At 61.7% G+C, this 23,889-nt stretch carries 23 protein-coding genes; 15 read left to right on the top strand and 8 right to left on the bottom strand.

The annotated features are described in order from the left end of the window. The first annotated feature begins 7 nt into the window (after positions 1-7). Genes LOL23_RS00270 through LOL23_RS00245 form a run of 6 tightly spaced genes read left to right on the top strand, consistent with a single transcriptional unit; the run spans position 8 to position 6,958 of the window. Complete coding sequence (locus tag LOL23_RS00270) at positions 8-1,222, top strand: hypothetical protein (protein WP_237172952.1); 1,215 nt, start codon at positions 8-10, stop codon at positions 1,220-1,222. Beyond that, entirely contained in the window at positions 1,219-2,424 is a 1,206-nt protein-coding gene (locus LOL23_RS00265) for a glycosyltransferase family 4 protein (protein WP_160975970.1), read from the top strand. Before LOL23_RS00270 ends, LOL23_RS00265 begins: the two co-directional genes overlap by 4 nt. Next, a complete protein-coding gene (locus LOL23_RS00260) occupies positions 2,417-3,037 on the top strand; it encodes a sugar transferase (protein ID WP_160975968.1) in 621 nt (206 codons plus the stop codon). The genes LOL23_RS00265 and LOL23_RS00260 overlap by 8 nt, the downstream gene beginning before the upstream one ends. Continuing rightward, positions 3,034-3,726, top strand: a complete 693-nt coding sequence (locus tag LOL23_RS00255) for an acetyltransferase (protein WP_160975966.1) — start codon at positions 3,034-3,036, stop codon at positions 3,724-3,726. Before LOL23_RS00260 ends, LOL23_RS00255 begins: the two co-directional genes overlap by 4 nt. Then, positions 3,720-4,901, top strand: coding sequence for a DegT/DnrJ/EryC1/StrS family aminotransferase (locus LOL23_RS00250; protein ID WP_160975964.1), 1,182 nt, complete (start codon positions 3,720-3,722; stop codon positions 4,899-4,901). The genes LOL23_RS00255 and LOL23_RS00250 overlap by 7 nt, the downstream gene beginning before the upstream one ends. Beyond that, positions 4,898-6,958 (top strand): polysaccharide biosynthesis protein, encoded by a 2,061-nt coding sequence (locus LOL23_RS00245; RefSeq protein WP_160975962.1) that lies wholly within the window; start codon positions 4,898-4,900, stop codon positions 6,956-6,958. Before LOL23_RS00250 ends, LOL23_RS00245 begins: the two co-directional genes overlap by 4 nt. 6 nt (positions 6,959-6,964) lie before the next feature. Here the strand turns inward: LOL23_RS00245 and LOL23_RS00240 are convergent, their stop codons facing one another. After that, complete coding sequence (locus LOL23_RS00240) at positions 6,965-7,186, bottom strand: hypothetical protein (RefSeq protein WP_160975960.1); 222 nt, start codon at positions 7,184-7,186, stop codon at positions 6,965-6,967. Between the two features lie 327 nt (positions 7,187-7,513). Between LOL23_RS00240 and LOL23_RS00235 the strand changes: the two genes are divergently transcribed. After that, positions 7,514-9,112 (top strand): CYTH and CHAD domain-containing protein, encoded by a 1,599-nt coding sequence (locus tag LOL23_RS00235; RefSeq protein ID WP_237172951.1) that lies wholly within the window; start codon positions 7,514-7,516, stop codon positions 9,110-9,112. 65 nt (positions 9,113-9,177) lie between these two features. On the opposite strand, the gene LOL23_RS00230 is transcribed toward LOL23_RS00235, so the two are convergent. Continuing rightward, positions 9,178-10,725, bottom strand: coding sequence for a M81 family metallopeptidase (locus LOL23_RS00230; RefSeq protein WP_160975958.1), 1,548 nt, complete (start codon positions 10,723-10,725; stop codon positions 9,178-9,180). Positions 10,726-10,768: 43 nt separating this feature from the next. Then, positions 10,769-11,761 carry a Bug family tripartite tricarboxylate transporter substrate binding protein gene (locus LOL23_RS00225; RefSeq protein WP_160975956.1) on the bottom strand — a complete coding sequence of 331 codons (993 nt, stop codon included), beginning with the start codon at positions 11,759-11,761 and terminating at the stop codon, positions 10,769-10,771. Between the two features lie 122 nt (positions 11,762-11,883). Between LOL23_RS00225 and LOL23_RS00220 the strand changes: the two genes are divergently transcribed. Continuing rightward, on the top strand, positions 11,884-12,765 hold the full coding sequence (locus LOL23_RS00220; RefSeq protein WP_160975954.1) for a LysR family transcriptional regulator: 882 nt from the start codon (positions 11,884-11,886) through the stop codon (positions 12,763-12,765). Between the two features lie 99 nt (positions 12,766-12,864). On the opposite strand, the gene LOL23_RS00215 is transcribed toward LOL23_RS00220, so the two are convergent. Further along, positions 12,865-14,025 (bottom strand): DJ-1/PfpI family protein, encoded by a 1,161-nt coding sequence (locus LOL23_RS00215; protein ID WP_237172950.1) that lies wholly within the window; start codon positions 14,023-14,025, stop codon positions 12,865-12,867. 219 nt (positions 14,026-14,244) lie between these two features. Here LOL23_RS00215 and LOL23_RS00210 point away from each other — a divergent pair, with 219 nt between their 5' ends. After that, positions 14,245-14,706, top strand: a complete 462-nt coding sequence (locus LOL23_RS00210) for a PAS domain-containing protein (protein WP_160975950.1) — start codon at positions 14,245-14,247, stop codon at positions 14,704-14,706. A 21-nt stretch (positions 14,707-14,727) separates the two neighbouring features. Next, positions 14,728-14,943, top strand: coding sequence for a SlyX family protein (locus LOL23_RS00205; protein ID WP_160975948.1), 216 nt, complete (start codon positions 14,728-14,730; stop codon positions 14,941-14,943). 41 nt (positions 14,944-14,984) lie between these two features. Here the strand turns inward: LOL23_RS00205 and LOL23_RS00200 are convergent, their stop codons facing one another. Further along, positions 14,985-15,326 carry a DMT family protein gene (locus LOL23_RS00200; protein WP_160975946.1) on the bottom strand — a complete coding sequence of 114 codons (342 nt, stop codon included), beginning with the start codon at positions 15,324-15,326 and terminating at the stop codon, positions 14,985-14,987. A gap of 111 nt (positions 15,327-15,437) precedes the next feature. Next, entirely contained in the window at positions 15,438-15,680 is a 243-nt protein-coding gene (locus LOL23_RS00195; protein ID WP_237172949.1) for a heavy-metal-associated domain-containing protein, read from the bottom strand. A 242-nt stretch (positions 15,681-15,922) separates the two neighbouring features. Here LOL23_RS00195 and LOL23_RS00190 point away from each other — a divergent pair, with 242 nt between their 5' ends. Continuing rightward, positions 15,923-16,150, top strand: coding sequence for a hexameric tyrosine-coordinated heme protein (locus tag LOL23_RS00190; protein ID WP_160975942.1), 228 nt, complete (start codon positions 15,923-15,925; stop codon positions 16,148-16,150). A gap of 66 nt (positions 16,151-16,216) precedes the next feature. On the opposite strand, the gene LOL23_RS00185 is transcribed toward LOL23_RS00190, so the two are convergent. Then, on the bottom strand, positions 16,217-17,407 hold the full coding sequence (locus LOL23_RS00185) for an MFS transporter (RefSeq protein ID WP_160975940.1): 1,191 nt from the start codon (positions 17,405-17,407) through the stop codon (positions 16,217-16,219). A gap of 135 nt (positions 17,408-17,542) precedes the next feature. Here LOL23_RS00185 and LOL23_RS00180 point away from each other — a divergent pair, with 135 nt between their 5' ends. The 3 genes from LOL23_RS00180 to mepK all read left to right on the top strand — a co-directional run bounded on the left by LOL23_RS00180 (position 17,543) and on the right by mepK (position 20,508). Next, positions 17,543-18,094 (top strand): cytochrome b, encoded by a 552-nt coding sequence (locus LOL23_RS00180; protein ID WP_160975938.1) that lies wholly within the window; start codon positions 17,543-17,545, stop codon positions 18,092-18,094. Positions 18,095-18,299: 205 nt separating this feature from the next. Then, positions 18,300-19,841, top strand: a complete 1,542-nt coding sequence (locus tag LOL23_RS00175) for a L,D-transpeptidase family protein (RefSeq protein ID WP_237172948.1) — start codon at positions 18,300-18,302, stop codon at positions 19,839-19,841. 100 nt (positions 19,842-19,941) lie between these two features. Continuing rightward, positions 19,942-20,508 carry a peptidoglycan L,D-endopeptidase MepK gene (gene mepK, locus LOL23_RS00170; protein WP_160975936.1) on the top strand — a complete coding sequence of 189 codons (567 nt, stop codon included), beginning with the start codon at positions 19,942-19,944 and terminating at the stop codon, positions 20,506-20,508. Positions 20,509-20,525: 17 nt separating this feature from the next. Here mepK and LOL23_RS00165 read toward each other — a convergent pair whose 3' ends face one another. After that, a complete protein-coding gene (locus LOL23_RS00165) occupies positions 20,526-22,700 on the bottom strand; it encodes a bifunctional DedA family/phosphatase PAP2 family protein (RefSeq protein ID WP_160975934.1) in 2,175 nt (724 codons plus the stop codon). Positions 22,701-22,912: 212 nt separating this feature from the next. Here LOL23_RS00165 and LOL23_RS00160 point away from each other — a divergent pair, with 212 nt between their 5' ends. Further along, a complete protein-coding gene (locus tag LOL23_RS00160) occupies positions 22,913-23,878 on the top strand; it encodes a LysR family transcriptional regulator (RefSeq protein ID WP_160975932.1) in 966 nt (321 codons plus the stop codon). Positions 23,879-23,889 lie beyond the last annotated feature (11 nt).

Genomic DNA, 23,889 nt, shown 5'->3' with positions numbered 1-23,889 from the left:
ATCGGCTATGAATCTGATCGGATCACCTTTCCAACTTGCCAGCGCGGTGTTCGTGGTGCTGGCGGGCCTGTTCGCCGCCTTGTATGCGGGCCGCAAGCTGGGCACAGGAACGCGGCGCACGGTGGTACTGTACGGCTGGCACACGCTATTCTGTGTCGCCTATGCGTCATATGCGATCGCCAATGGCGCAGACGCACTGGTGTACTACGCCAAGGCACAGGCCGGTGAGCTGATGTTGTCGGTCGGCACGGGTGCGGTGGTCAGCCTGGCCACGCTGTTCGTCACCAGCCTGAATCTGTCGTTCCTGGGCGCATGCCTGCTGTTCAACATCTTTGGCAGCGTCGGCCTGCTGGCAATGGACGCCGCGCTGCAGGCCGCCACCGCCGACAAATCGCGCCTGATGCGCCGCTTTGCGACGCTGATCGTGATTCTGCCTTCCGTCAGCTTCTGGTCGTCCGCGCTGGGCAAAGATTCGCTGGCCTTTCTCGCTGCCGGCCTATCCCTGTGGGCGGTGAGCGGCGCACGACCAAAGAATACGTTGCTGGCGTTCGGGGTGATGATCATGCTGCTCGTTCGCCCGCATATTGCCGGCATTATGGTCATCGCCCTGGCTGGATCTCTGGTGGTCCAGCGGCGCCTGCCCTTCGCCCAGCGCGTTTTTCTTGGTCTGGCTGCGCTCTCGGCAACCGCAGTAATGGTGCCTTTCGCCATGAATTACGCGGGTGTGGGGGAAGACGCGGGAGCCAGCGAGCTGCTCAGCTATGTCGAGCAGCGCCAGTCTCTCAACACACAGGGCGGCAGCAGCATCGACATTGCGTCGATGAGCCCGCCCATGCAGCTTTATAGCTATCTGTTCCGGCCGCTGCCGTTCGAAGCCGGCAGCATCTTCACCCTGGCTGCATCGCTCGACAACCTCGTCCTGCTGTTTCTTTTCGTGGCTGGCCTGCTCAAGCTGCTCAAGAATCGGCGGATATTGCCCGGCAACCGGGCATTCATGTGGATGTATGTCCTGCTGTCGTGGTTGATCCTAGCGATCACCACCGCGAACCTGGGTATCTCGGTGCGGCAGAAATGGATGTTCACGCCCATGTTGATTTTCCTGCTGTTGTCGGCACTTGGCAAACGTCGCCAACCGCGTCCGGCTCGGCACGCCCAGCCTTCTCCCCCTACCCCACACACGCAGCCGCGCCGCCTGCCTGAGACAGGAACCACAGCATTATGAAACAAACTTCGACCTTCCTACTGCTCGCCAGCTTCGCCGATTCCATCGTCCGTTTTCGCGGACCGCTGATCGATGCGCTGATCGACCGCGGAATGGATGTACACGTCGCCGCGCCTGACCTGAACCCAGCGCATCCGGTACGGCAGGCGTTGGAAGCCAAAGGCGTCACTGTGCACGACATCACTCTGCAACGCACCGGCATGAACCCCGGTGCGGACCTGCGCAGCCTGTGGCAGATACTCAGGCTGATGCGCCGCATCAGGCCAGGCTATGTGCTGTCGTACACCATAAAACCCGTCATCTACGGCACGCTTGCAGCCTGGCTCGCGCGCGTACCTCGCCGTTGCGCATTGATCACAGGTCTGGGCTATGCCTTCCAGCACGACGATGAGGGCGATGACCGACGCGCGCGCTTGCTGCGCCTGGTACGAGGGTTGTATGCCGCCGCGCTGGCGCGCGCCCATCTCGTGTTCTTCCAGAACCCCGATGACCAGGATCTGTTCTGCCGCCTGGGCATCCTGCCCGATACGGTGCCGTCGCAGATCGTGAACGGATCCGGCGTTGATGTGCGCGAATACACGCCCGCACCGCTGCCCGACGCCCCGTGCTTCCTGATGATAGGCCGGCTGCTGGGCGATAAGGGTGTGCGTGAATATGCGGAAGCCGCACGGATGATCCGGACAACGCAACCCGACGCTCGCTTCGCCCTGGTGGGTTGGATAGACGAAAACCCCGATGCCATCGGCCAGCACGAATTGGATAACTGGATCCAGACCGGTGTGATCGACTATCTGGGCCGGCTCGACGACGTGCGTCCAGCCATCGCCGACAGCACCGTATATGTACTGCCCTCTTACCGCGAAGGCACGCCACGCACGGTGCTGGAAGCCATGGCCATGAGCCGCGCGATCATTACCACCGATGCGCCGGGGTGCCGTGAAACCGTCACAGAAGGCGACAACGGCTACCTGGTCTCGGTGAAATCCGCAGCCGAGTTGGCGCAAGCCATGCAGCGCTTTCTGGACGACCCTACCCTGGCGGCACGCATGGGTGCACGCTCGCTCTCCATCGCCCGCGAAAAATACGACGTGCGAAAGGTGAACACCGCCATGCTGACCGCTATGCAGGTACCCGCCGCCCCGGCACCCCGGCGCCCCCACGCACGCGCCCGCAACCTCAACGCCACGCACGACCATGCTTAAACGCAGCTTCGACATTCTGATATCCACCGTATTGCTTGCGGTGCTGTCACCTGTGATAGCACTGATTGCCTGGCGCGTGCGCACCAAACTTGGCAGCCCAGTGCTGTTTCGGCAAGAGCGACCCGGCCTCAATGGCAAGCCATTTCGCATGGTCAAGTTCCGCACCATGCGCGACGCCCATGACGCAAGCGGCACGCCCCTGCCCGATGCCGAGCGGCTGACGCCTTTTGGCCGCATGCTCCGCGCCACCAGCCTCGACGAGCTGCCTGAGCTTTGGAATGTGCTGAAAGGCGACATGAGCCTGGTGGGCCCCCGGCCGCTGCTGATGGAGTACCTGCCGCTCTATACCCCAGTGCAATACCGCAGGCACGCCGTACGCCCGGGCGTTACCGGGTGGGCACAGGTCAATGGCCGCAACGCCATCAGTTGGGAAGAAAAATTCGAACTGGACACCTGGTATGTGAGCAATCGGTCGTTCGCGCTGGATTTGAAGATACTGTGGATGACAGCCGCCAAGGTGCTGGCACGCGACGGCGTCAGTGCCGCAGGCGAAGCGACCATGCCCCGGTTCACCGGCTCACGCCGCGGCGCCATGGAGGCCGAGAACCGATGACAGCGCCCTTCGACCGCCTCAATACGCACGCGCTCTATGCCATCTATGGCGCCAGCGGCTGCGGACGCGGCATCATGCCGCTTGCACGCCATCTGCTTGCATCGCAGGGCGTAGACCCCGCACACCTGGTGTTCATCGACGACGCCCCTGCGGCGGAAATCGTCAATGGCCAGCGCTGCATGACTTATGCGCAATTTCTCGCCACCCCGGCCAATGCGCGCCATGCAGCGCTCGCCATTGCTTCGGGGCAGGTGCGCGAAACCCTGGCGCAGCGCTGCGCGCGGGACGGCATCCAACCCTGGTCGGTGCGTGCGGATAATGCAGTCGTCATGGACGATGTACAGATCGACGAAGGCGCATTACTCAGCCCTTTCGTCACGCTCACCAGCAACATCCGTATCGGCCGCCATTTCCACGCCAATTTGTATAGCTACGTCGAGCACGATTGCGTAATCGGCGACTACGTCACCTTCGCGCCAGGCGTCATGTGCAACGGCAATATTCATATCCACGACCATGCCTATATCGGTGCGGGCGCGGTCATCCGGCAGGGTCGCCCCGGCGCACCGCTGGTGATTGGCCGCGGCGCCGTCATTGGCATGGGCGCGGTCGTCACCCGGGATGTCGCGCCCGGCACTACTGTCGCCGGCAACCCCGCTCGATTACTTGCAAGGAACCCCTCATGCTGAATACCGCGTTCTCCGAATGGCCCAGCTTCACTACGGACGAAGCCGATGCGGTGCGAGATGTCATCCTGTCGAACCGTGTCAACTACTGGACGGGCGGACGATGCCGCCAATTCGAACGCGAGTTCGCCACATGGACGGGAACCGCCCACGCGGTTGCGCTGGCCAACGGCACACTCGCCCTAGATGTCGCGCTCAAGGCGCTGGAAATCGGACCCGGCGACGAGGTTGTTGTCACGCCCCGCACTTTCCTGGCCTCAGCTTCGGCCATCGTCAACGCAGGGGCTGCACCCGTGTTCGCCGATATCGACCGCGACTCGCAGAACATCACGGCCGATACCATACGCACCGTGCTCACGCCTCGTACACGCGCCATTATTTGCGTTCACCTTGCGGGCTGGCCATGCGACATGGATCCCATCATGGAACTGGCGCGCGAACATGGCCTGAAGGTGATTGAAGATTGCGCGCAAGCCCACGGCGCGCATTACAAGGGGCAGCCCGTCGGCAGTATCGGCGATATCGGCGCGTGGTCGTTCTGCCAGGACAAGATCATGACAACCGGGGGCGAAGGCGGCATGGCCACCACGCAGGACAGCAGTCTGTGGAAACGCATGTGGTCGTACAAGGATCACGGCAAGAGCTGGGACGCCGTCTACGAACGCGACCATCCGCCCGGCTACCGCTGGCTGCATGAAGGCTTCGGCACCAACTGGCGGATGATGGAAACCCAGGCCGCCATCGGGCTGATCCAACTCGAACGCATGCCGCAATGGCAGGCCGCGCGGCTCGCTAATGCCCAGCGAATATGGGACTGCGCCCGCACCCTGCCTGGCCTTCGTGTACCCGATATACCGGCAGACATCGAACATGCAGCCTACAAATGCTATGTGTTCGCAGAGCCCGATGCGCTGCGAGAGGGTTGGAGCCGCGACCGCATCATCCAGGAGATCAATGCCCTGGGCGTACCGTGCTACGCCGGCTCCTGCTCGGAAATCTATCTGGAGAAGGCGTTCGACAATACCAGTTGGCGGCCGCGTGAACGCCTGCCGGTGGCCCGCGAGCTGGGGGAGACCTCGCTGATGTTCCTGGTCCATCCCACGCTCAGTGAGGATGAGATCGCCCGCACATGCGCAGCACTTGAACAAGTGATGCATGCGGCAGTGAATAGGGGATGAATACCGTGATTACGCAATCTCACAAGGGTGTTCCGGACATGCGCCGGCGCCTGGTCTCAATGCCTCGCGGCCAGAAATGCCTGCTGCAGGTGTGCGCCGATGTGGCGCTGATCTGGCTGGCGCTATGGCTTGCTTTCTACATCAGGCTGGACGATGCCGGACGCATCGAACCATTCGGCGGGCACGCTTGGCTGTTCATACTCGCCCCCGTGCTGGCTCTGCCGTTGTTTCATCGCTTCGGCCTTTACCGCGCCGTCACGCGCTATCTCGGCAACCAGGCCTTCAGCGTGATTTTCCGGGCCGTATCAACCAGCGCCGCCCTGCTTGCGCTGAGTATCTATATCTACGGCAACCCGCCCGCTGTCATACCGCGTTCGGTGGTCATCATCTACTGGATGCTCAGCCTGCTTTTCGTGGGCGGACTGCGCGCGCTGATGCGGCAGTATTTCAATGCGGATCCGCAAACCCTGCTGGCGATCACACCGCGCAACAAACGGCGCGGGGACAACCGGCCACGGGTGATCATCTATGGCGCGGGTGCATCGGGCAACCAACTGGTGCAGGCACTGCTTTCGGGGCACGAGATGGTGCCGGTCGCCTTTGTGGACGACAACCCGGATCTGGAAAAACGGGTAATGTCGGGCCTGCCCGTGTACCACCCCCGCAATCTCGGCCGCATGTTGGCCGAGACCGATGCCGACGAGATACTGCTTGCGATCCCCTCGGCGCCACGCACCCGCCGACACGACATCATCGAGGCTTTGACGCGCTATCCAGTATCTGTACGCACGCTGCCCGGCATCATGGATCTGGCCAGCGGCCGCGTCAAGGTCGAGGAATTGCGCGACGTCGACATCGACGACCTGCTCGGCCGCGACCCCGTGCAGCCCAACATCGCCCTGTTCGAGCGCTGCATCAAGGACCAGACAGTGATGGTAACGGGCGCGGGCGGCTCCATCGGCGCCGAACTGTGCCGACAGATCATGCGCAACACCCCCAGCACCCTGATTCTGTTCGAGCATTCAGAGTATGGCCTATACCAGATCCAGCAAGAACTGGAAAATTACCTGCGGCACTCCGGCAAGGCGATACAGTTGGTGCCTGTGCTGGGGTCGGTGCGCAACCAGCACCGCCTGCTCGAGGTCATGCAGAGCTGGAATGTCGATACGGTTTACCATGCGGCTGCCTACAAGCACGTGCCCATGGTGGAACGCAACATTGCGGAAGGCATTGTCAACAACACCTTCGGAACGCTGTACGCGGCGCAGGCCGCCGTGCAAGCCGGCGTCAGCAACTTTGTGCTGATTTCCACCGACAAAGCGGTGCGCCCCACCAACATCATGGGCAGCACCAAGCGGCTGGCCGAACTGGTGCTGCAGGCGCTTGCCGCCGAGCGGCGCGTCACGCTGCACGACAGCGCCAGGCAGGCGCCGGTGAGCAACAACACGCGCTTTACCATGGTGCGCTTCGGCAATGTGCTTGGATCGTCGGGTTCGGTGATCCCGCTGTTTCGCCAGCAAATCCGCAGGGGTGGCCCGGTCACCGTGACGCACCCCGACATCACGCGCTATTTCATGACCATACCCGAAGCTGCCCAGTTGGTGATCCAGGCAGGCTCAATGGGCGCAGGCGGCGATGTGTTTGTACTGGACATGGGCCAGCCCGTGAAAATTGCCCAACTTGCCGAAAAACTGATCCAGCTATCCGGCCTCACTGTGCGCACGCCCCAGCGGCCCGACGGCGACATCATGATCGAATATACCGGCCTGCGTCCGGGTGAGAAGCTGTATGAAGAATTGCTGATCGGCGATAACGTCACCGAAACCGAGCACCCCATGATCATGCGGGCGAACGAAAAACGCCTGGAGTGGGAAGCACTCATACAGGCGCTGGCGCAGCTGGACCGTGCGATCAAGCACCACGACTACCCCACGGTGCGGACATTGTTTTTCAACCTGGTGGATGGCTATCAACCAGAATCAGGCATTGTCGATCTGATCCATCAGCAGCGCCGGCTGGCAGAGCTGCAAGGGCCAGTTCAGGCACGCGCCAGTTGAGTGCGCCTACACCTGCGCCAGCAGGTCATCGCCGGAGTTGTCCGAATCGATGACCTTGCCGCTGGCATCCCAGCGCTGCGCCCGCTTTATTGTTTGATTCCCATCATTTTCGACGATATAACCTTGCAACAGCACTACGCTGCCACCGTCGTCCACGTCAGCGACATCAATAAATGCGAGGCGCCCTCCTTTTGTGGCGTAAATATAGGTGACGCGACGGCTTGGCATCCCGACCCCCTCCCTGGCAACACTTGCTTTGGTTAGAAGTTCACTCGCGTAGACTAATAGAAAACGTTTTCAGTGTATCCCTTTAGTCTCTAAACTTAACAAAACTTAAGTTTTATATAGGGTATATCGCTAAACGTTAATGCGCTTCGGCTTACTTGCCTCGGCCAAATGCCCTAATATGGGCTCATCAACCCAGTTGTTACAGTGTTCACACGGTTGACACAAAACTGACATAGACTATCTTTATGCGTGCTCGGGCGCATTCCACTTCCACAACTGCCGGCAATCAACGGGCAGTGCCCTGAACGCGGGGGTGGGCAAAACGCCGTGTCCATTGGCAAGAAGAGCAAGGTCTATATGCTTGAACAAGAAATCAAGCTGCACATTCCGGTGGCTGCGCGCAAGTCTGTGCATGCACAGTTGGCGGCGCTTCCGGGGCCACGCAGAACGCATCTGCGCGCGCTGTACTTCGATACCCCGCAGCGGATGCTGGCGCGGAAGCACGCCGCACTCAGAATCCGCCTCGAAGGGCGCAAGTGGGTGCAAACATTCAAGATGGCGGGCGCCGACCCGCTTTCGCGCATCGAACTCAATCATACTGCCGCGGGGCCAACCCTCGATCTCAGTGTATACGAGGGCTCGCCGGCCGGAGAGATACTGGCGGAGCTCGATGGCGAGCTCGCCGTACGGTACGAAACCGATGTGCTGCGCCTGACGCGTATGATCCGCACCCGCCATGGCCAAGTGGAGCTTGCCCACGATACAGGCCGCATCCAGTCAGGCCAGTTGGCGGTGCCTGTCGACGAGCTCGAATTCGAACGTATGTCCGGCAGCACGCGGGCGGTGTTCGACCTGGCGCGCCGCTGGCTGGCGCGCCATGGCTTGGTGCTGGATGCACGCAGCAAGGCCGAACGCGGTGACCGCTTGGCCGAAGCCAATGCCTGCCTCAACGACGAACAGGATGCAGACCCAGCGCCGGCATTCCAACTGGCCGCCGCCTGCTATTGGGCGCCGCGGCAGGCGGATGCGTTCACCTGGACGCGCCGCGACGAGCCTGCCCGGGCGCTAGCGCGTATCGCCAGCAACTGCTACGACCAGATTGTGCGTAATGCCGCCATGCTGGCCGAGGTGGATACCGGCATCGATCAGCCGCCGCAATCGGGCCCGGAGCACCTGCACCAGCTGCGTGTAGGCATTCGACGGCTGCGTTCGGCATGGCGGTTATTCGAAGGCTGGCCTGTACCTCCCTCCACCGCCCTGCAAGATGCAGCCGAGGTGCATTTCCGCAGTTTCAGCGCTGCACGCGACCATGACGTCCTGCGCGACAGCATTGCGCCGCGACTGGAGGCGGCCGGTATGCCGAGCGTCACGCTGCGCCCGGCGGACGACTCATTCAATGCTCGCGATGCGGCCAGGTCCAGGGATTTTCAGGTGTGGCAGCTTGATCTGCTGGAATGGGCCGTGGCACTTGCCAACCCCGCAGCCCCTTGCCAGGCCACCACAGGCGATGAGCCTGGGTCACCCGACGTGGCGTCCGTCGATATCGTAGGCCGGGCCAGAAAAACGCTGCGCGCACTGCACAAACATATCGTTCACGACGGCATCCGCATCGAAGCAATGAATGACGACGCCCGGCACACATTGCGCAAGCGGGTAAAACGCTTGCGTTACGGGCTCGCCTTTACGGCTGGCCTGTTCCGGCGCGGCCCTATGAAGCGCTATCTGAAGCAGTTGGCGGTTATTCAGGATGAGCTGGGCGAGATCAATGACTTGGTTGTGGCACGCGAAGGCTACCAAGCGCTCACCGAGAGCACGCCCTCCGCCTGGTTTGCCGTAGGCTGGATCTGTGCCCGCCTGGAAACCCCGGCGGCGCGGGCGCACCGGGCCTTCAAGCAGCTCGCCAGCCTGCCGCCGTTCTGGAAGTAAACTGCTCGCAGGGCGCGGAGGCTGTACCCTACGGGATGGACGCGGGTATTATCCCGGCGCCGTTATCATTCAGCCGTGGTCTGCACGCCGGATGGCGAAACCAAGCTTTCGCCATCATCGGGCGTCGTCTCGGCGTCTAGCGGATAAATTGGCCGAGCCAGATGCTGGAAGGGGAACAGGCTGTAATCCGAACTGCAGACGCCAGGCCCGCTTACCAGCACCACGTGCCTCGCAAACGGCCCAAAACCGGCCCTGAAGTGCTGGCGAGACTTAAGCAACACATACTTGCAAGCAGCGGGATCCACCCCGGCGTGCGTAAAAACGCCCGTATCGTAGGGTTCCTGTGCGCGCTCTGAAATGAACACTAGCACTGAGCCGACTTTCAGCACTGCGGTGCGGCCCAGGCATAGCTTCATGCCGGTAAACATGGGGCCAGTCACCACATAGTTGCCGTCCGTCAAGGTGTGCACCGTACCGCTCAGCGTCAGCGGCCGGCCTTTCAGACCCAGCGCCGGCATATCCGTCCTGCCGCCCACCTGTACTGTGACCTGCGCACCGATGCCAGCGCGAAAAAGCGCATCGACCGTTTCCGGATCACGGAAGGGCCCGGCCACCACATCCTCCAAGCCCTGGCGCAGGACTTCTTCCAGCACATCCATGACGTCAGTAATGCCACCGGCGCCGCAGTTGTCACCGTGATCGATCAGGAGTACCGGGCCTTCTTCCAATGCCTTGGCGCGCGCAATGGACGCCTGAACCGGTTCGACCGGGAAAATGAACTGTTCCCGACGCTCCCAGGCCATTTCCGCAAGCTCATCCAGCAACGCGCGAGCCTCGGCGGTTTTACCTTCGTCGGCCACAATCACAATCGACAAGCCTGCGTGCGGAATGTCCGACAAGGGGAAACCACCGAATACAGATGCGTTCAGCACCAGACCGTCGGCTTCGGCCTGCATGGCACGCGCCATGATGTCCTGCATCGGCTGCTGCAGCGGCGTCTGGCGCAGCATATGCGTCAGCATGGGCAGGCGGCGCCACAGCAGCACCGGCGCCGCCTCTGCATGCAGCATTTTTACAATGCTGCGCCCGACACGCGCGCCAGTTTCGTAGACATCGATATGGGGGTAAGTGCAGTACCCGGCGATCACAGAAGCATGCTTGATCAGCGCGGGGCTGAAATTGGCATGAAAATCCAACGCCACGCCGACTGGTACGCTGGGCGGAATCGCTTCGCGCACGCGTCGCAGCAACTCGCCCTCGGCGTCCGGATACCCTTCAGCTACCATGGCACCGTGCAGATCCAGCAGCACAGCGTCGCAACCCTGTACAGTGTTCACCACGGCGTCGCACAAGGTTTCGAAAGCGTCGCGCGTCACAATGCCGCTCGGCACGGCATTGGCGCACACCGCAAACTCGGCCTGCGCACCCAACTCGTGCGCCAAATCCAAGTAGGCGGCGGCTGCACTGTTGGTGTTTTCACACGCCAGGCGCGCCGCTTCGCCATACACCGGGCCGTCCAGGCCGCCAGTGCCTCGGCAGAAGTCCTTCAGCTCGGTAGGTAGCGGAGAAAATGTGTTTGTCTCGTGGCGAATCAGGGCGATCGCGAATTTCATCAATGAACTCCCGGGGAAAACAAATACCTGCCTGTGAGGTTATTTATTGCTTCTCAAGCCCAGATTCCGCCACCAGCTTGCCGTAGCGCTGGGTTTCCCCGCGCACAAACGCTTGCGCCTTTGCCGGTTCGATCATTACGGCCGGATATTTCAAGTCGGCCAGCGCTTTTACAAAGTCTGGATCCTTGACGCCCTTGTTGAGAATCGCGTAGATCTTGTCAATGACCGGCTGGGGTGCGCCGCTACGCACCACAACAGAAAGGTTGGCGCGCACTGTCAAGGCTTTGGGATCATCGTAATTCTGCGTGGCGGCATCGGGGAACTCGTCCAGCGGATCCGTTTGGAGCACGGCAATGGGCTTAACCTTGCCGCCGCGGGCCAGCGCCACCGACGAACCCACCACGTCCACGTGCGCATCGGTCTGGCCGCCGATCAGGTCGGTGACTGCCGGGGGCGAACCGCGATAAGGCACGATCATGAAATCCAGCTTGTTGGCGCGGCGCCATGCATCCAGCGCCAGATAAGCCGATCCGCCCACGGTATTCACGCTGATCGAGGCCATGCCCGGATTGGCGCGGATATAGTCTACAAAGCTGGCGAAATCCTTGTGTTTGCCGTTAGGATTCACAATCAGCCAGTGGGGATAGGTATTGAGCACCGTGACCGGGGTGAAATCCTTGTCGGCGTCGTAGCCGGGGTTTTTGAGCAGCCAGTGGTTCAGGTTGAGCGTGTTGTCGCTGGCCATGAACAGCGTGTGCCCGTCGGCCGGATCTTTAAGAACGGAAAGCGCGCCGGGCACCGTTGCGCCACCCGAGATATTCTCGACCACCACCTTGGCGCCGGGTTCAGCCTCACTCAGCTTCTTGGCGACCAAACGCCCGAGCAAATCAGCCGAACCGCCGGGCGGGTACGGCACAACCACGCGAATCATGCGTGACGGCCAGGCATCGGCAGCGTACGCGGCCGGCACGCCAGCCGCGGCGGCCAACATGCCAGTGATTATCAAACCAACTACTTTACGACGAAGGGGTTGCATGAACGGTGTCTCCTGGTTCTGCCGGCCCGGCCTCTTCCGGGCGGATGAAAAGCAGTATAGGAATCGTCCAGCATAGTGTCCAATATATAATTTATAGCATCTCTATACTTTAAAAATATAGTATGAATCGCCGACGCCTTCAGTGCTTCATCGCAGTATTTGAAAAAGGCAGCGTCTCGGCCGCCGCCGAAGCATTGCATATGACACAACCACCGCTCAGCGTACTGATCCGCAAGCTGGAGCAAGAGTTGGGCGTGACCTTGTTCGATCGCGAGGCGAACCGCCTCGTGCCCACGCAAACAGGTGAGCTGTTCTATCTGCGCGCCAAAGAATTACTCACCACCATGAGCGCAATACAACGCGAACTGGGCGAAGTTCATGCCGGCGCGCGCGGCACAGTCAGGGTGGGCTGCTCCACGGCCGCCAGCCTGTTTCTGATCCCCGACGTGATGACGCAATTGGCCCGCGACGCGTTGGACATCAACGTACGGGTACAGGAAGGCGAAACCGCCACGTTGATGCAGCGCTTGCGCGACGGAGCGCTTGATTTTGCCATCTGCCGCAGCTTCTATGCAGCCAGCGACCTGGACACGCGCATACTGACAGACGAGCCCCTGTGCGTGGCGTTGCCGCATGGCCACCCACTGGCTGGGTGCTCAGGCATCCGCATCGGAGACCTGCGCGAAGAGAAATTCTTGATGCACACGACCCCGCCTGGCCGTGGCATTGCCGACAGCCTGATCGCCGCCTGCCAAGTGGCGGGTTACACGCCCGATGTCATTTACTGGGGGGTCGAGACCCTGCCCATGCTGCTGATGGTGCAACGCGGCATGGGTGTGGCATTCGCGCCCGCCAGCTTCCGCCAACTGGGGTTAGCGGGCATGCCCATTCTAGTGCCACTGGTAGACCCGGGTATCAACACCCAGCTCACCCTTATCACGCTAAAAAACAACCGCCTGCCGATCAGCGCGCAGCGGTTTATTTCGCTGCTGGGCGCCCCTTAGCCGTGCCGAACATGGGCAGTGGACGTGGAGCAGTTGCGCTGCGGAGAGTCGAAATAATCGGACGGTAATGTGGCTTCACCGCTTCACCGCTTTGCCGCTTCATTGCATCATGGATGCACTGCGCTGCCACGGATATTCCATGGTCAATGCCACAATGCCCGCCGTATGCGGCCCATAGCGGGCCTGGATATCGGGCAATAGGCCCGCCATCACACTCGCCGGCGCCTTATCACTAGGAGGCGGCAACAGGTAGTCCACCTTTCCACTGTCCGTGCGCGCGGGCTGTATCGTCAGGCCATGACGGCTGCGCACAGCGCCGTCATCCACGCCCACCGCCACCGTCTTGCCCAACGCGGTACGGCCATAGGCATCAAGCGTAAGGCCTAGCGCGACCTCATCCACCCCTGCCTGCAGCGGCACCCCCACCGTTTCGTGCTGCCAGAACGCCAAGGTGTTGCGAATGAAGGTTTTCTTGTGCTCCGCAGTGAGCACGAATGCCGATGAGCGGTGCCGCGCATCCCAATGTGCTACGCCCAACTCATGGGCGACGCGCGTAGCAGTTTCACGGCCGCCAATCGCCTCCACCAACGCCATCATCACCGGCACATTCGCTGTTACGCCCGTTGATGTGGTGATGCGGCCGTCTGTGACATAGCGCCTGTCAGACACCCACCGCATCGTGGGATGCTCTTCACGCAATGCGCGCTTGCTGTACCAGTGCGCGGTGGCGCGCCGACCATCAAGCAGGCCAGCAGCCGCCAGCGTGCGCGAGCCATTGCAGATCGACACCACGTGCGCCCCCTTGCGGTATTGCTCGCTGACCCAACGCGTCAAGCCGGCGCCGTCTGGCGGCTCCATCGCCGGGACAACGACGTAATCGGCGCCGTTGGGGTAGCGCTGATCGAAGGCGGCCAGCGTCGTCTGCGGCACAATACTGATCTTGGGCGGATACAACTGTACCGGGCTGCTATCCTGCGCAACAACGGTGACGTCGGCCACATCGGCATGGCGCAGCACACCGTAGGCCACCAGAAAATCCGCCACCTCTGTGCCCTGGTTGTTGGCCACAAGTGCAATGACAGGCCGCCCGCGCCGCACGGGGCGCATGGCTTCGATCAGAGCGGCCTGCTCCACCGCACCCACGGCCACCGCCGCTGGTGCGCCCGCGGCCACTGGGCCGGGCGCCAGGATGAAAGGCGCCGCCAGCAGTGGCACCACAATTACGCCCCCCAGGGCGACATAAACCCATTTTCTGCGCATAAGGCCTCCCGCAGGCCAGGCACATGCCCCGCCACCTGGAACGCAATGCATACAAACAAAAAAGACAGAATGCATCCGATTCTGTTGGCATGCAAGCGATGCGCGGAATGCGAATGCGATGAGGGATGCGCACCAAGGGGGAATACGCACACCCTGCGATGAGTTGCCGTACACTGGCTTTGCACGGCTCGCGCGCCCCTCAACCACCCGGACCTGATCATGACAAACGCCCCTGCTCTCGCGGAATGGATCATCGAGCAAACCTCCGATGCCCTGATTTTTGCGGATACAAAAGGGGTAATTCGCCGTTGGAACGGCGCAGCGCGTGCGCTGTTCGGTTTCAGCGCCGCCGAAGCCCTAGGGCAAAGCCTGGACATCATCATCCCCGAGCATCTGCGCGCCGCGCACTGGGCCGGCTTCGATGCAGCCATGGCGCGCGGCACACTGAAGCTGCAGGGCAAGCCTACCCTAACGCGAGGCCTGCGCAAAGACGGCAGTAAGCTTTATGTGGAAATGACGTTCGCACTGGTAAGCGACGCCAGCGGCGCCGCGGTGGGGTCTGTCGCCATGGCACGCGACGTTACAGAACGCGTCGAACGAGAACGCGCGGCCCGCGCGGCCACCGCGCTACAGTCTACGCCCGGCGCAGCGGCCAGCACCGCCCCCCGCAGCACATCCTGAAACCCGCCATCCGCACCGACCATGGACAACACCACAAGCATCGAAAAACGCCTGACCGAGCTGGAGGTCAAGGCCGCCTACGCAGACGACCTGCTCGACCAACTGAACCAGACTATTTTCAGGCAGCAACAGCAGATTGAATGGCTGGCGCGCGAGCTGCATGTGTTGCGCGAGCAAGTACCAGACGGCCCAGCCCTGCCCCGCAACCCGCGCGACGAGCTTCCACCCCATTATTGAGCGGCTAAGCGTCAAGGCCCATGCGACGACCCGCGGACGGCTCAGAACGGCCCTTTGAAAATGCAGTAGGCGCCCGCAGAAATCAGCACAAACCCCAGCAGATGGTTCACGGTTAGCGGCTCTTTCAGGTACCACACCGAGAACCCGGCGAACACAATCAGTGTGATGACTTCCTGTATCGTCTTGAGTTCGGCGGCCGAATACACAGTGTGGCCAATGCGATTGGCCGGCACGGCCAGGCAGTACTCGAGCAGCGCCACTGACCAACTGATCAACACGATCTTGACAAGGGAACTGTGGGGAAACCTGAGGTGCCCATACCACGCAATCGTCATGAACACGTTGGACATGAACAATAAAGCGATGGGCAGCAATTTATGCATGACACGTCCCGGCAGCGCAAAACATAAAAGTTTACTGCGCCGGAACAGTAACCGTGGCGCCCGCATTGCGCGGGCGCCACGCCCCGATGAAAACTGCGACTGCGCGAGTGCTTAGCCGCCACAGCCGCCGCAGCAGGCGCCATCTTCGCCGTGCACCGGCTTGGCGATCTGATAGCCTGCATCTTCTACAACGCGCTTCAGGCCGACGAGGGAAACCCTGCCCTCGTCATACGTTACCGTTGCCCTGCTGGCTTCAAACGAAACCCTGACGTCACTCACGCCATCCACCGCATTGATGGCCTGCGCAATCGTCTCGGCGCACTGGGTGTTCTTCAGGCCAGACAGTTTCAGCATTCCGGTTTCCATCTATATTTCCTTTTGATCGACAAACATGAAAGGTGCGGCGCCCAGCCGCCATGAATTGAAGATACATATTAAAGATATCTTTATGCAAGCACAACACCCCAATACGGGAACGATGAGATAAATCAAATCCGCCCATGACGGCAACGCCATTGGGGTTATTGAAGCGGTGAGACGGGCGTATGTCACAATGACCCGCCGACATAGAACTTCAACACTCAAGGAGACCCAAGATGGCAGATACCTGGCTTACGTCCCTTCACACCCCCACACCTCAGGAAGGCTACGAGCTGGCCATCAAACTCTCGCGCATGGCGGTGAAATACACGCAGCCCTCGGCCGAGGTACGCGATCGTCTGAGGCCCGAATACGGCGAGGATGCCGATGCCCTCATTGCCGCGTCGCAGGTCGTGGCCATCAATTTTCAGACCATTGCCGCCGCCAACGGATACTGGAAATGACCGCGCATACCTGTATGTAAGGTTTGGCCGGCGCCACAACGCATCTGCGGTGGTTGAATCTGCCGGCTATACCCTTCTAAGCAAACCCAGCAGGGCCAGCACGCTGAAACCGGCGCCCGCGTAAAAGGTGAATGACGCGCCCAGCTTGTCCCACAGCAGGCCCGCGACAGCGCTGGCAACCAGCATGGCAAGCCCGCTTACCAGATTGAACAGGCCGAAGGCCGTGCCGCGCAGATCGGCGGGCGCCGTGTTGGCAACCATGGTTGCCAACAAGCCTTGCGTCATGCCCATATGCACGCCCCACAGGGCCACGCCGCCCAGCACCGTCAGCCAATGCCTGTCCAGCGCAAGCACGAGATCAGACGCAATCAGCACCACCAGGCCCAGCGCCAGCAGTGTCCGGTGGCTCATGCGGTCCGACAGCCTGCCGAACGGATAGGCCGTCACCGCATACACAACATTCATGGCCACCATCACCAGCGGCACCAGCGCCACCGGCACGCCGCTTTGCTGCGCGCGCAGTACCAGGAAGGCTTCGCTGAATCGCGCCAGGGTAAAGGCGGCGCCGACGCCCACTACCCACCAATAGGCGCCGCTCAGGCGCCGCAGGTTCTCGCGGCGGATCGGATTGCCGCGCTTTGCGCCGCCATGACGCTCGGGTTCACGCACTCCGAAGACCAGCAGCGCCACCGCCAGCACGCCCGGTATGACTGCCACCCAGAACACAGCGCGGAAATCGTTGGCCCAAAGCAGCATCAAACCAACCGCCAGCAGCGGACCCAGGAAAGCCCCTACTGTATCGAGTGACTGGCGCAGGCCGAACGCCGCGCCGCGGATTTCCGGCGGCGCGAGGTCGGCCACCATCGCATCGCGCGGCGCGCCCCGCACACCTTTGCCTACCCGATCCAGCAGCCGCGCAGTCAACACAACGCCTGCTGTGGGCGCCAGCGCGAACAACGGCTTAGTGACAGCGCCCAGCGCATAGCCGAACACCGCCAGACCCTTGCGCTTGCCGATGTAATCACTGAGCACGCCCGAAAACACCTTGACGATCAGGGCCGTCGCCTCGGCCAGGCCTTCGATCATGCCGACCACAAAGGCGCTTGCCCCAAGCGTACCCACCAGGAACAGCGGCAGCAGGCTGTGGATCATCTCCGAGGAAATGTCCATCAGCATACTGACGAAGCCCAAGATCCAGACACCCGGTGGAACCTTGACGGGTGTTATACCTTTGTTCGATGCCGGCGCTGTATTCATGATGGACGGGACTCAGAGGTATACGGCTATTCAACTGTCCAATTCCGCTATTGTGCAGCGTTCATGCTGCATTCATGAAGCGAATGGGATGATGCAACCATCAACTGTTGCGCTTTCAGCACGTGGAGACCGTATATGTCATCCAGCCCAATATCTACCCGCTACAGCCGTCTACTCATCGCCTTGCATTGGCTCACAGTAATCCTCGTCGTGAGCGCTTATGCGCTGATGGAGTTCAAGGACATCTTCCCCAAAGGCAGCGCCGGCCGCGAAGGGATGAAGACGCTGCATTATTCGATCGGCGCGACGATCCTCGCGCTGACGGTGATCCGCCTGCCCCTGCGCAGCTTGCTGGGCGCCCCTGCGATTGAGCCTCCGCCGCCCCACTGGCAGCAGAGCGTGGCCTATGCTTTGCACGCGCTGCTGTACGCGATGCTGCTCGTCCTGCCGGTTACCGGCTGGCTGACATTGAACGCGGACGGTCACGCCGTGTCCGCCTGGGGCATGCCCCTGCCCATTGTGCTCAACCCCAACGAATCGCTGGCCGACATCCTGAAAGACGTGCATGAATCGATTGCCTCCCTCGGCTACGCCTTGGTGGGCCTGCACGCGCTGGCCGCGCTGTATCACCATTACCTGTTGGGGGACAACACCCTGACACGCATGCTGTTGGGCCGGCGGCGTTGACGAGCACAGAAGACAGCCAGCGCGCCGGGCAGACTGAACGCAGCTATGGGACAATGGGTCATTAGCCATTCGCACCCGGCCTATGATGCGTTCAAACTGGAAGTCAGCCTGTCGCAATGTGTTGTGTGGGGCCGCCCTGGCGCTCTGTACCCTGTCCGCGGGCGCGCAGGCGCCTGCGGCTCCGTCTGGCGCGCAGCGTCCATCTGTGGCAGCGCCACAAATTATCCCGGGCATCAATATCTCCAATCCCGATCTCCTCGAAGGCGAGTTACTGCGCGAACTGCCGATACCCTCCTGGTTCGAAAACGGCCGTCCGGGCAGCGATGCACAACTTGCCCTCAAGACACTTGCCGACGCCGAATCGCAGGGCTTGAACCCGCGGGATTACCATGCTGCCGAGTTGGCACAGGCCTTCCAGCAGGCCGAACAGAGGCCGGCCGACGCAGCCGCTACAGCGAGACTGGACAACGCCCTTAACGAAGCGCTCGTCCACTATCTGCGCGATCTGCGCCAGGGTCGCCTAAGCCCAAACGCGCTCCAGCATCGCTTCAACGCGCCACCGCTCTCCACGTTCGACGCACGAGGCCTGGTCGCCAACGCGCGTCAGGCAAACCGCTTGCGGCAGGCATTGGATGACGCAGCGCCCAAAGTACCCATGTACGAGTCGCTGCGCACGGCGATGAATGCCTACCGGGCAATGGCCCCGGCGCCGGCCTGGCAGACCGCGCTGCCTCCGCTACCCGGGCGCTCGCTCAAGCCGGGTAACGCGTACTCAGGCCTTCCTACCCTGGCCGCAAGGCTTGCCGCCTTGGGAGACCTACCCGCATCCACATCCGTGCCCGCCCTGTATGAGGGAGCGTTGGTCGATGCCGTACGACGCTTCCAGGAACGCCATGGTTTGGATAGCGATGGCGTGATTGGCGCGACCACACTGGCTCAACTGAACGTCACGCCGGCACAACGCGTAACGCAGATGGCGCTAACCCTGGAGCGTCTGCGCTGGACTCCTCTGCTGCATGGCCCGCGCATGGTCGTCGTCAACATCCCCGAGTTCGTGCTGCGGGCCTATGAAACGCAAGGCAGCAAGGTGAAGCTGGACCTGGAAATGCGTGTAATCGTTGGGAGTGCGCTGGATACCCGAACGCCGATTTTTTTACATGACATGCGTTTCATCGAGTTCAGCCCCTACTGGAATGTACCCCCATCGATCGCCCGCGGCGAAACACTGCCCAAGCTGCGCCGCAACCCCGCCTATTTCACGCAGCAAGGGTTTGAATTTGTGACGCGCGACGGCAAAGTGGTCAACACGCTGAGCAGCGCGGCCATTGAAGCCACCCAGCGGGGCGAGTGGCGCATCCGGCAGCGACCGGGGCCGCGCAACGCGCTGGGCGACATTAAGTTCATCTTCCCCAACGACCAGAACATTTACCTGCATCACACCCCGGCGCCAGAGTTGTTTTCGAAGGTGCGGCGAGACTTCAGCCACGGCTGCATACGCATTGAACAACCCGTGCAGCTAGCCTTATTTGTGCTGCACAATAGCCCCGAATGGACCGTAGATCGCATCGAACAGGCCATGCAGGCGGGCAAGTCCCGCACGATCAAACTGGACGAACCAATACCGGTACTGATCGCCTACAGCACAGCAATTGTCAAGAATGGTGGTAAAGTGTACTTTTTACCCGACATCTACCAGCAGGATGCGCGTCTCGAGCAGGCGTTGCGCGATGTCGGTCGTGCCCGCTAACGGATGCGCCTGTGCACAGCAACGTGCGCCACATCCCCAGGGCTCGCGGCCGCACCCGGCTCCCGGGTGCCATGTCCGCACCAACTTTTCGGATTTGCCAATGCGTACTCCCCCCAGCGCCGCGCGCCGGCGTTTTTTGTCGGCCGCCTCGGGCGTAGCCGTTCTGGGCGCGATGCCCACGGTGGCCCGGGCCACCTATCAAACCATCTCGTCCGCCTCCAGAAACCTGGCGATGGACCATACCCACACCCACGAAAAAATCGAGCTGATTTACGCCGTCGGCCCCGACTACGTGCCCAAAGCGCTCAACGATCTCGATCACTTCCTGCGCGATCATTATTCGGGGCACATCGGCAATATGGACACTGGCTTGTACGACATCATGTACGCACTTCGTGCGTCGCTGAAAGTGCACACGCCCTATCAAATTATCTCGGGCTACCGTTCACCGCAAACCAACGAGCGGCTGCGCACCACGCGCGGCGGCGGCGTGGCCCGGCGCAGCCTGCATATGGACGGCAAGGCGGTCGACATCCGGCTGCCCGGCGTGCCGCTGGACGAGCTGCGCGATGCCGCCCTGGCGCTCAAGGCCGGCGGCGTAGGCTATTACCCCGGAAGCAATTTCGTACACGTGGATACTGGCCGCGTACGCACCTGGCGCGGCTAAGCAGGCAGCACTCGCTCTCACGGCGCACCTGCTCCGCTTGAGGGGCGCTGGGCGCCGCCAGGCCCACACAGCCGCCCCGTACCTGTACCGGCATTCAGATCAACCAGCCGGATTTCTCCGCGCGTGAAGAAACGGTCGCCCATCAGGTAGGTGCCGATCATCGGCGCAACCAGTGCCTGCCGGCAAGCGGCAACAGGCCGCCCCAATGCATGAAGGGACGTGATGAAACTGTCCGCTGCGGCGTCCACATCGGGCGATATCGTGTGTGCGATGCCCCAGCGAATACCGGCATACTCACGCGCCACACCCACGAATACCTGATCGCTTCCGACCCGGTATGGCGTGGACCAAAGGCGCACCGTAGCCAACGCCCTGCTCTGCGCCTCGTGCACTGGTCGCTCGAAGGCCAGGTCGTTCACCGTGCCTCGCCAGAAGGCAGGCGCAAGCGGCGCGGTGGTGTAGCCCAGGCCTTCTTCCATCAGGCGCAGCATGTTGCGCAGGGACGGTTTATCCGCCGCCTGCCAGCCGGCCTGCCGCAGATCGACGATCAGGGCATGCTTGTCGGGCGCGACGATGGCGAACGCCAGCGGCTGTCCAGGCACACCGAGCAAGGTCGTCGTCTGCAAGAGCGCATCGGCCCGCAAAATATCCGGCAACGAACGAACAAGTTGCATGCTGGGCTCCGGCGGCGGCACTCGTACGGGCTGCTTGTTAGTGACGGCATACCCGATTAACCCTGCGATAGAAACCGCCGCCAGCGTAAGCCCCGCAATTTTTCGGCGCGGCCCAGTCGGCGCATCCCACGTGAGCCGGCCGCTGACGGCCAGCCACTCATTGAGGCTAATGCCCGCGATCAGCCATAGCACCCCGACCAGATACCCCGCCCAGACATCGCTGAGATAATGAACCCCCAGAAGAATGCGGCTCAAGCCGATCAGCAGTACCAGCCCCGCCACGACAAAGAACAAGTGCACCCGCACATTCCAGCGGGTGGTGGTGCGGATCATCAGGTAGCCTAGAAAGCCGTAGAAGGCAACGACCGACGTGGCGTGACCACTTGGAAAAGAGTAGGACGTTTCAAGTATCGCCGCTTCGACCGGCCTGGGCCGATGAAAGGCCCATTTGCTCAAGGTGACGAAGGCCGCCCCGCCCAGCGTGGAAAGCAGCAAGCCCGCCGCCGCATAGGCCCGGTTAAGCAGCCAGAGCAGCAGGCATGCCACAGCCAGCATAGCGCCAACCAGCGGCATCGCCGCCACATTGGCGATCCAGACAAAAGGAGGAATGACCGATGGCGCGCGGAACGCGGCGACCAACTGGGCGCTGGCATGATCGACCGCCACGATGGGATCGGAATTGACGACATCTTCGACAATACCTCCAAACAGCGCGAGCACATAGATAAATGCCAGCGCAAGCAGCGTCAGTGGCAAACCATAAAAGTGCGAGCGGTCCACGCGCGCCGCGAAGAACCGCACGGTATGAGGATGGCGCCGCACCCACCGGCGCACATAGGGATTGTGGCTCAGCGCCGCCCGCAGTGAACGGCCCAACGACACCACAACCCGCCACACCTCGCGACCCTGGCGCTCGACGAAGCGCTGCACCAGCCACAACAGCACCCACACCGCCAACACCAGCACCAACAACATGCCAGCGCGCGACATCCAGGCTTCCGCCAGCTTGAGCGACTGCCCGAAGAGGTAGCCGCCAACCACCCATTGCAGCCCCCAGCCGATAGCGCCCAATACGTTCCAGATTAGAAACGTGCGGTAATGCATGCCTACCGAGCCGGCAATAAACGGGACGATCTCTTTGACGCTGGGAATGAAGCGGCCGAGAAACACGCTGCGCGCACCGTGCCTGTCGAAGAACCAGCGCGCCTTCTCGAAATGACCAGGTGTCAAAAACCAAACCCCGCTGCACGCCCATTTCTGACCATAGCGCTGACCCAGCCAGTAATTTATGTTATCGCCCAGCACCGCACCAGCCACTGCGAACCACACCAAATCGCCAACATCCAGATACCCGCCGGCCGACAAGGCGCCCAGCACCAACAGCAGTGTGGACCCAGGCAGCAACAGGCCCACCCCCAAGGCGGTTTCCAGCAGCGCTGCAAGAAAACCCACCCAATAGCCGAGCAAATGGAAGTGCTCGATGGACGGAAGAATCGCGGTGAAGAGTTTTTCGATCACGAGGCCTCCCGGGGCATTCAGCGCAAATACGCACCCTTGCTGACTATATACCTTCTCGACACCGCGTTTCGCCAGCCAGGCCTTGCCGCAACGCAAGACGCACCCAGGGCATCGGGAAAGCCCAGGCTTCAAAATAAGCAAATTAAAATTTATTATTTACTAAAAGCATAAAAGATAAGTCATCATCCGTTTCTTGCATGATTGGAGCACCCATGGAAATTCGCCAATTGGAGGCCTTTGTCGCGGTCATGACGATTGGAAGCATCACGGGTGCCGCCAGGATGCTAAACCGCTCGCAACCTGCCATTAGTCGTCAGATCCAGGAACTGGAAGCAGGCCTGGGCGGCGTGCTGCTGCAGCGCAATGGCCCACGCGTGTCACCCACTCCGCTGGGGTTCACGCTGTACGAGGAAGCCGAACGCATCCTGGGCAGCGTGCGGCGTATTGAGCACCAGGCGCGATCGGCACCGTGCACCGAAACTCAACCCTTGCTGATCGCGGCAACGCAGGCGTTGTCACTGGGCGTGGTGGCGACCGCGCTGGCCAACTGCGCCAGCGCACTGTCGACCTGCAAGATTGAACTACTTTCCATGCGCCCCGAAAAGGTCGTGCACGACGTGCTGCATGGCCTGGCCCACGTGGGCGTGTGCAGCCTGCCGCTGGACCACCAAGCGCTGCAACTGCACTGGGTGGCGCAGGCTCCCTGCCTGGCCGTGTTGCCCGCCGATCATCGCCTGGCCGCCGCGCCGCGCATCCGCCTGCGCGACCTGGCCGGCGAACGCCTGATCGGCATGCACAACCCCATGCGCCTGAAGCAGCTGGTAGACGCCGCCTGGCAACAAAGCCTGGCGGGCAACACCCCCATAGGTGTGGAAACCAACTCGTCCATGAATGCGCAGGCTTTGGTCCGCGCTGGCTTGGGCGTGGCCATACTCGACCCGGTGACCTTGCGCGGCGCGCCGCTCGAAGGTTTGGTGTATCGCCCGCTGGATGTAGAGATCCCCTTTCACTTTGGCGCCTTCACGGCCCAGGGTAAAACCATTTCCCCGCAGACCCAAGGCCTGCTCGATGCGTTGCGCACAAGCGCCGCCGGCGTGAACGGCTGCAAAATCCTGGCCCCTGGCGCCATGGGCCAGTTGACCCACGCCACGCCTGACGGCACCGCGCGCCGCCCCTGAAACTCGACACG

It is taken from the genome of Paracandidimonas lactea, from assembly GCF_021653995.1.
Lineage (GTDB): Bacteria > Pseudomonadota > Gammaproteobacteria > Burkholderiales > Burkholderiaceae_B > Allopusillimonas > Allopusillimonas lactea.
The sequence above is the reverse complement of the archived record's forward strand: the minus strand, read 5'-3'. Positions and strand labels throughout refer to the sequence as shown.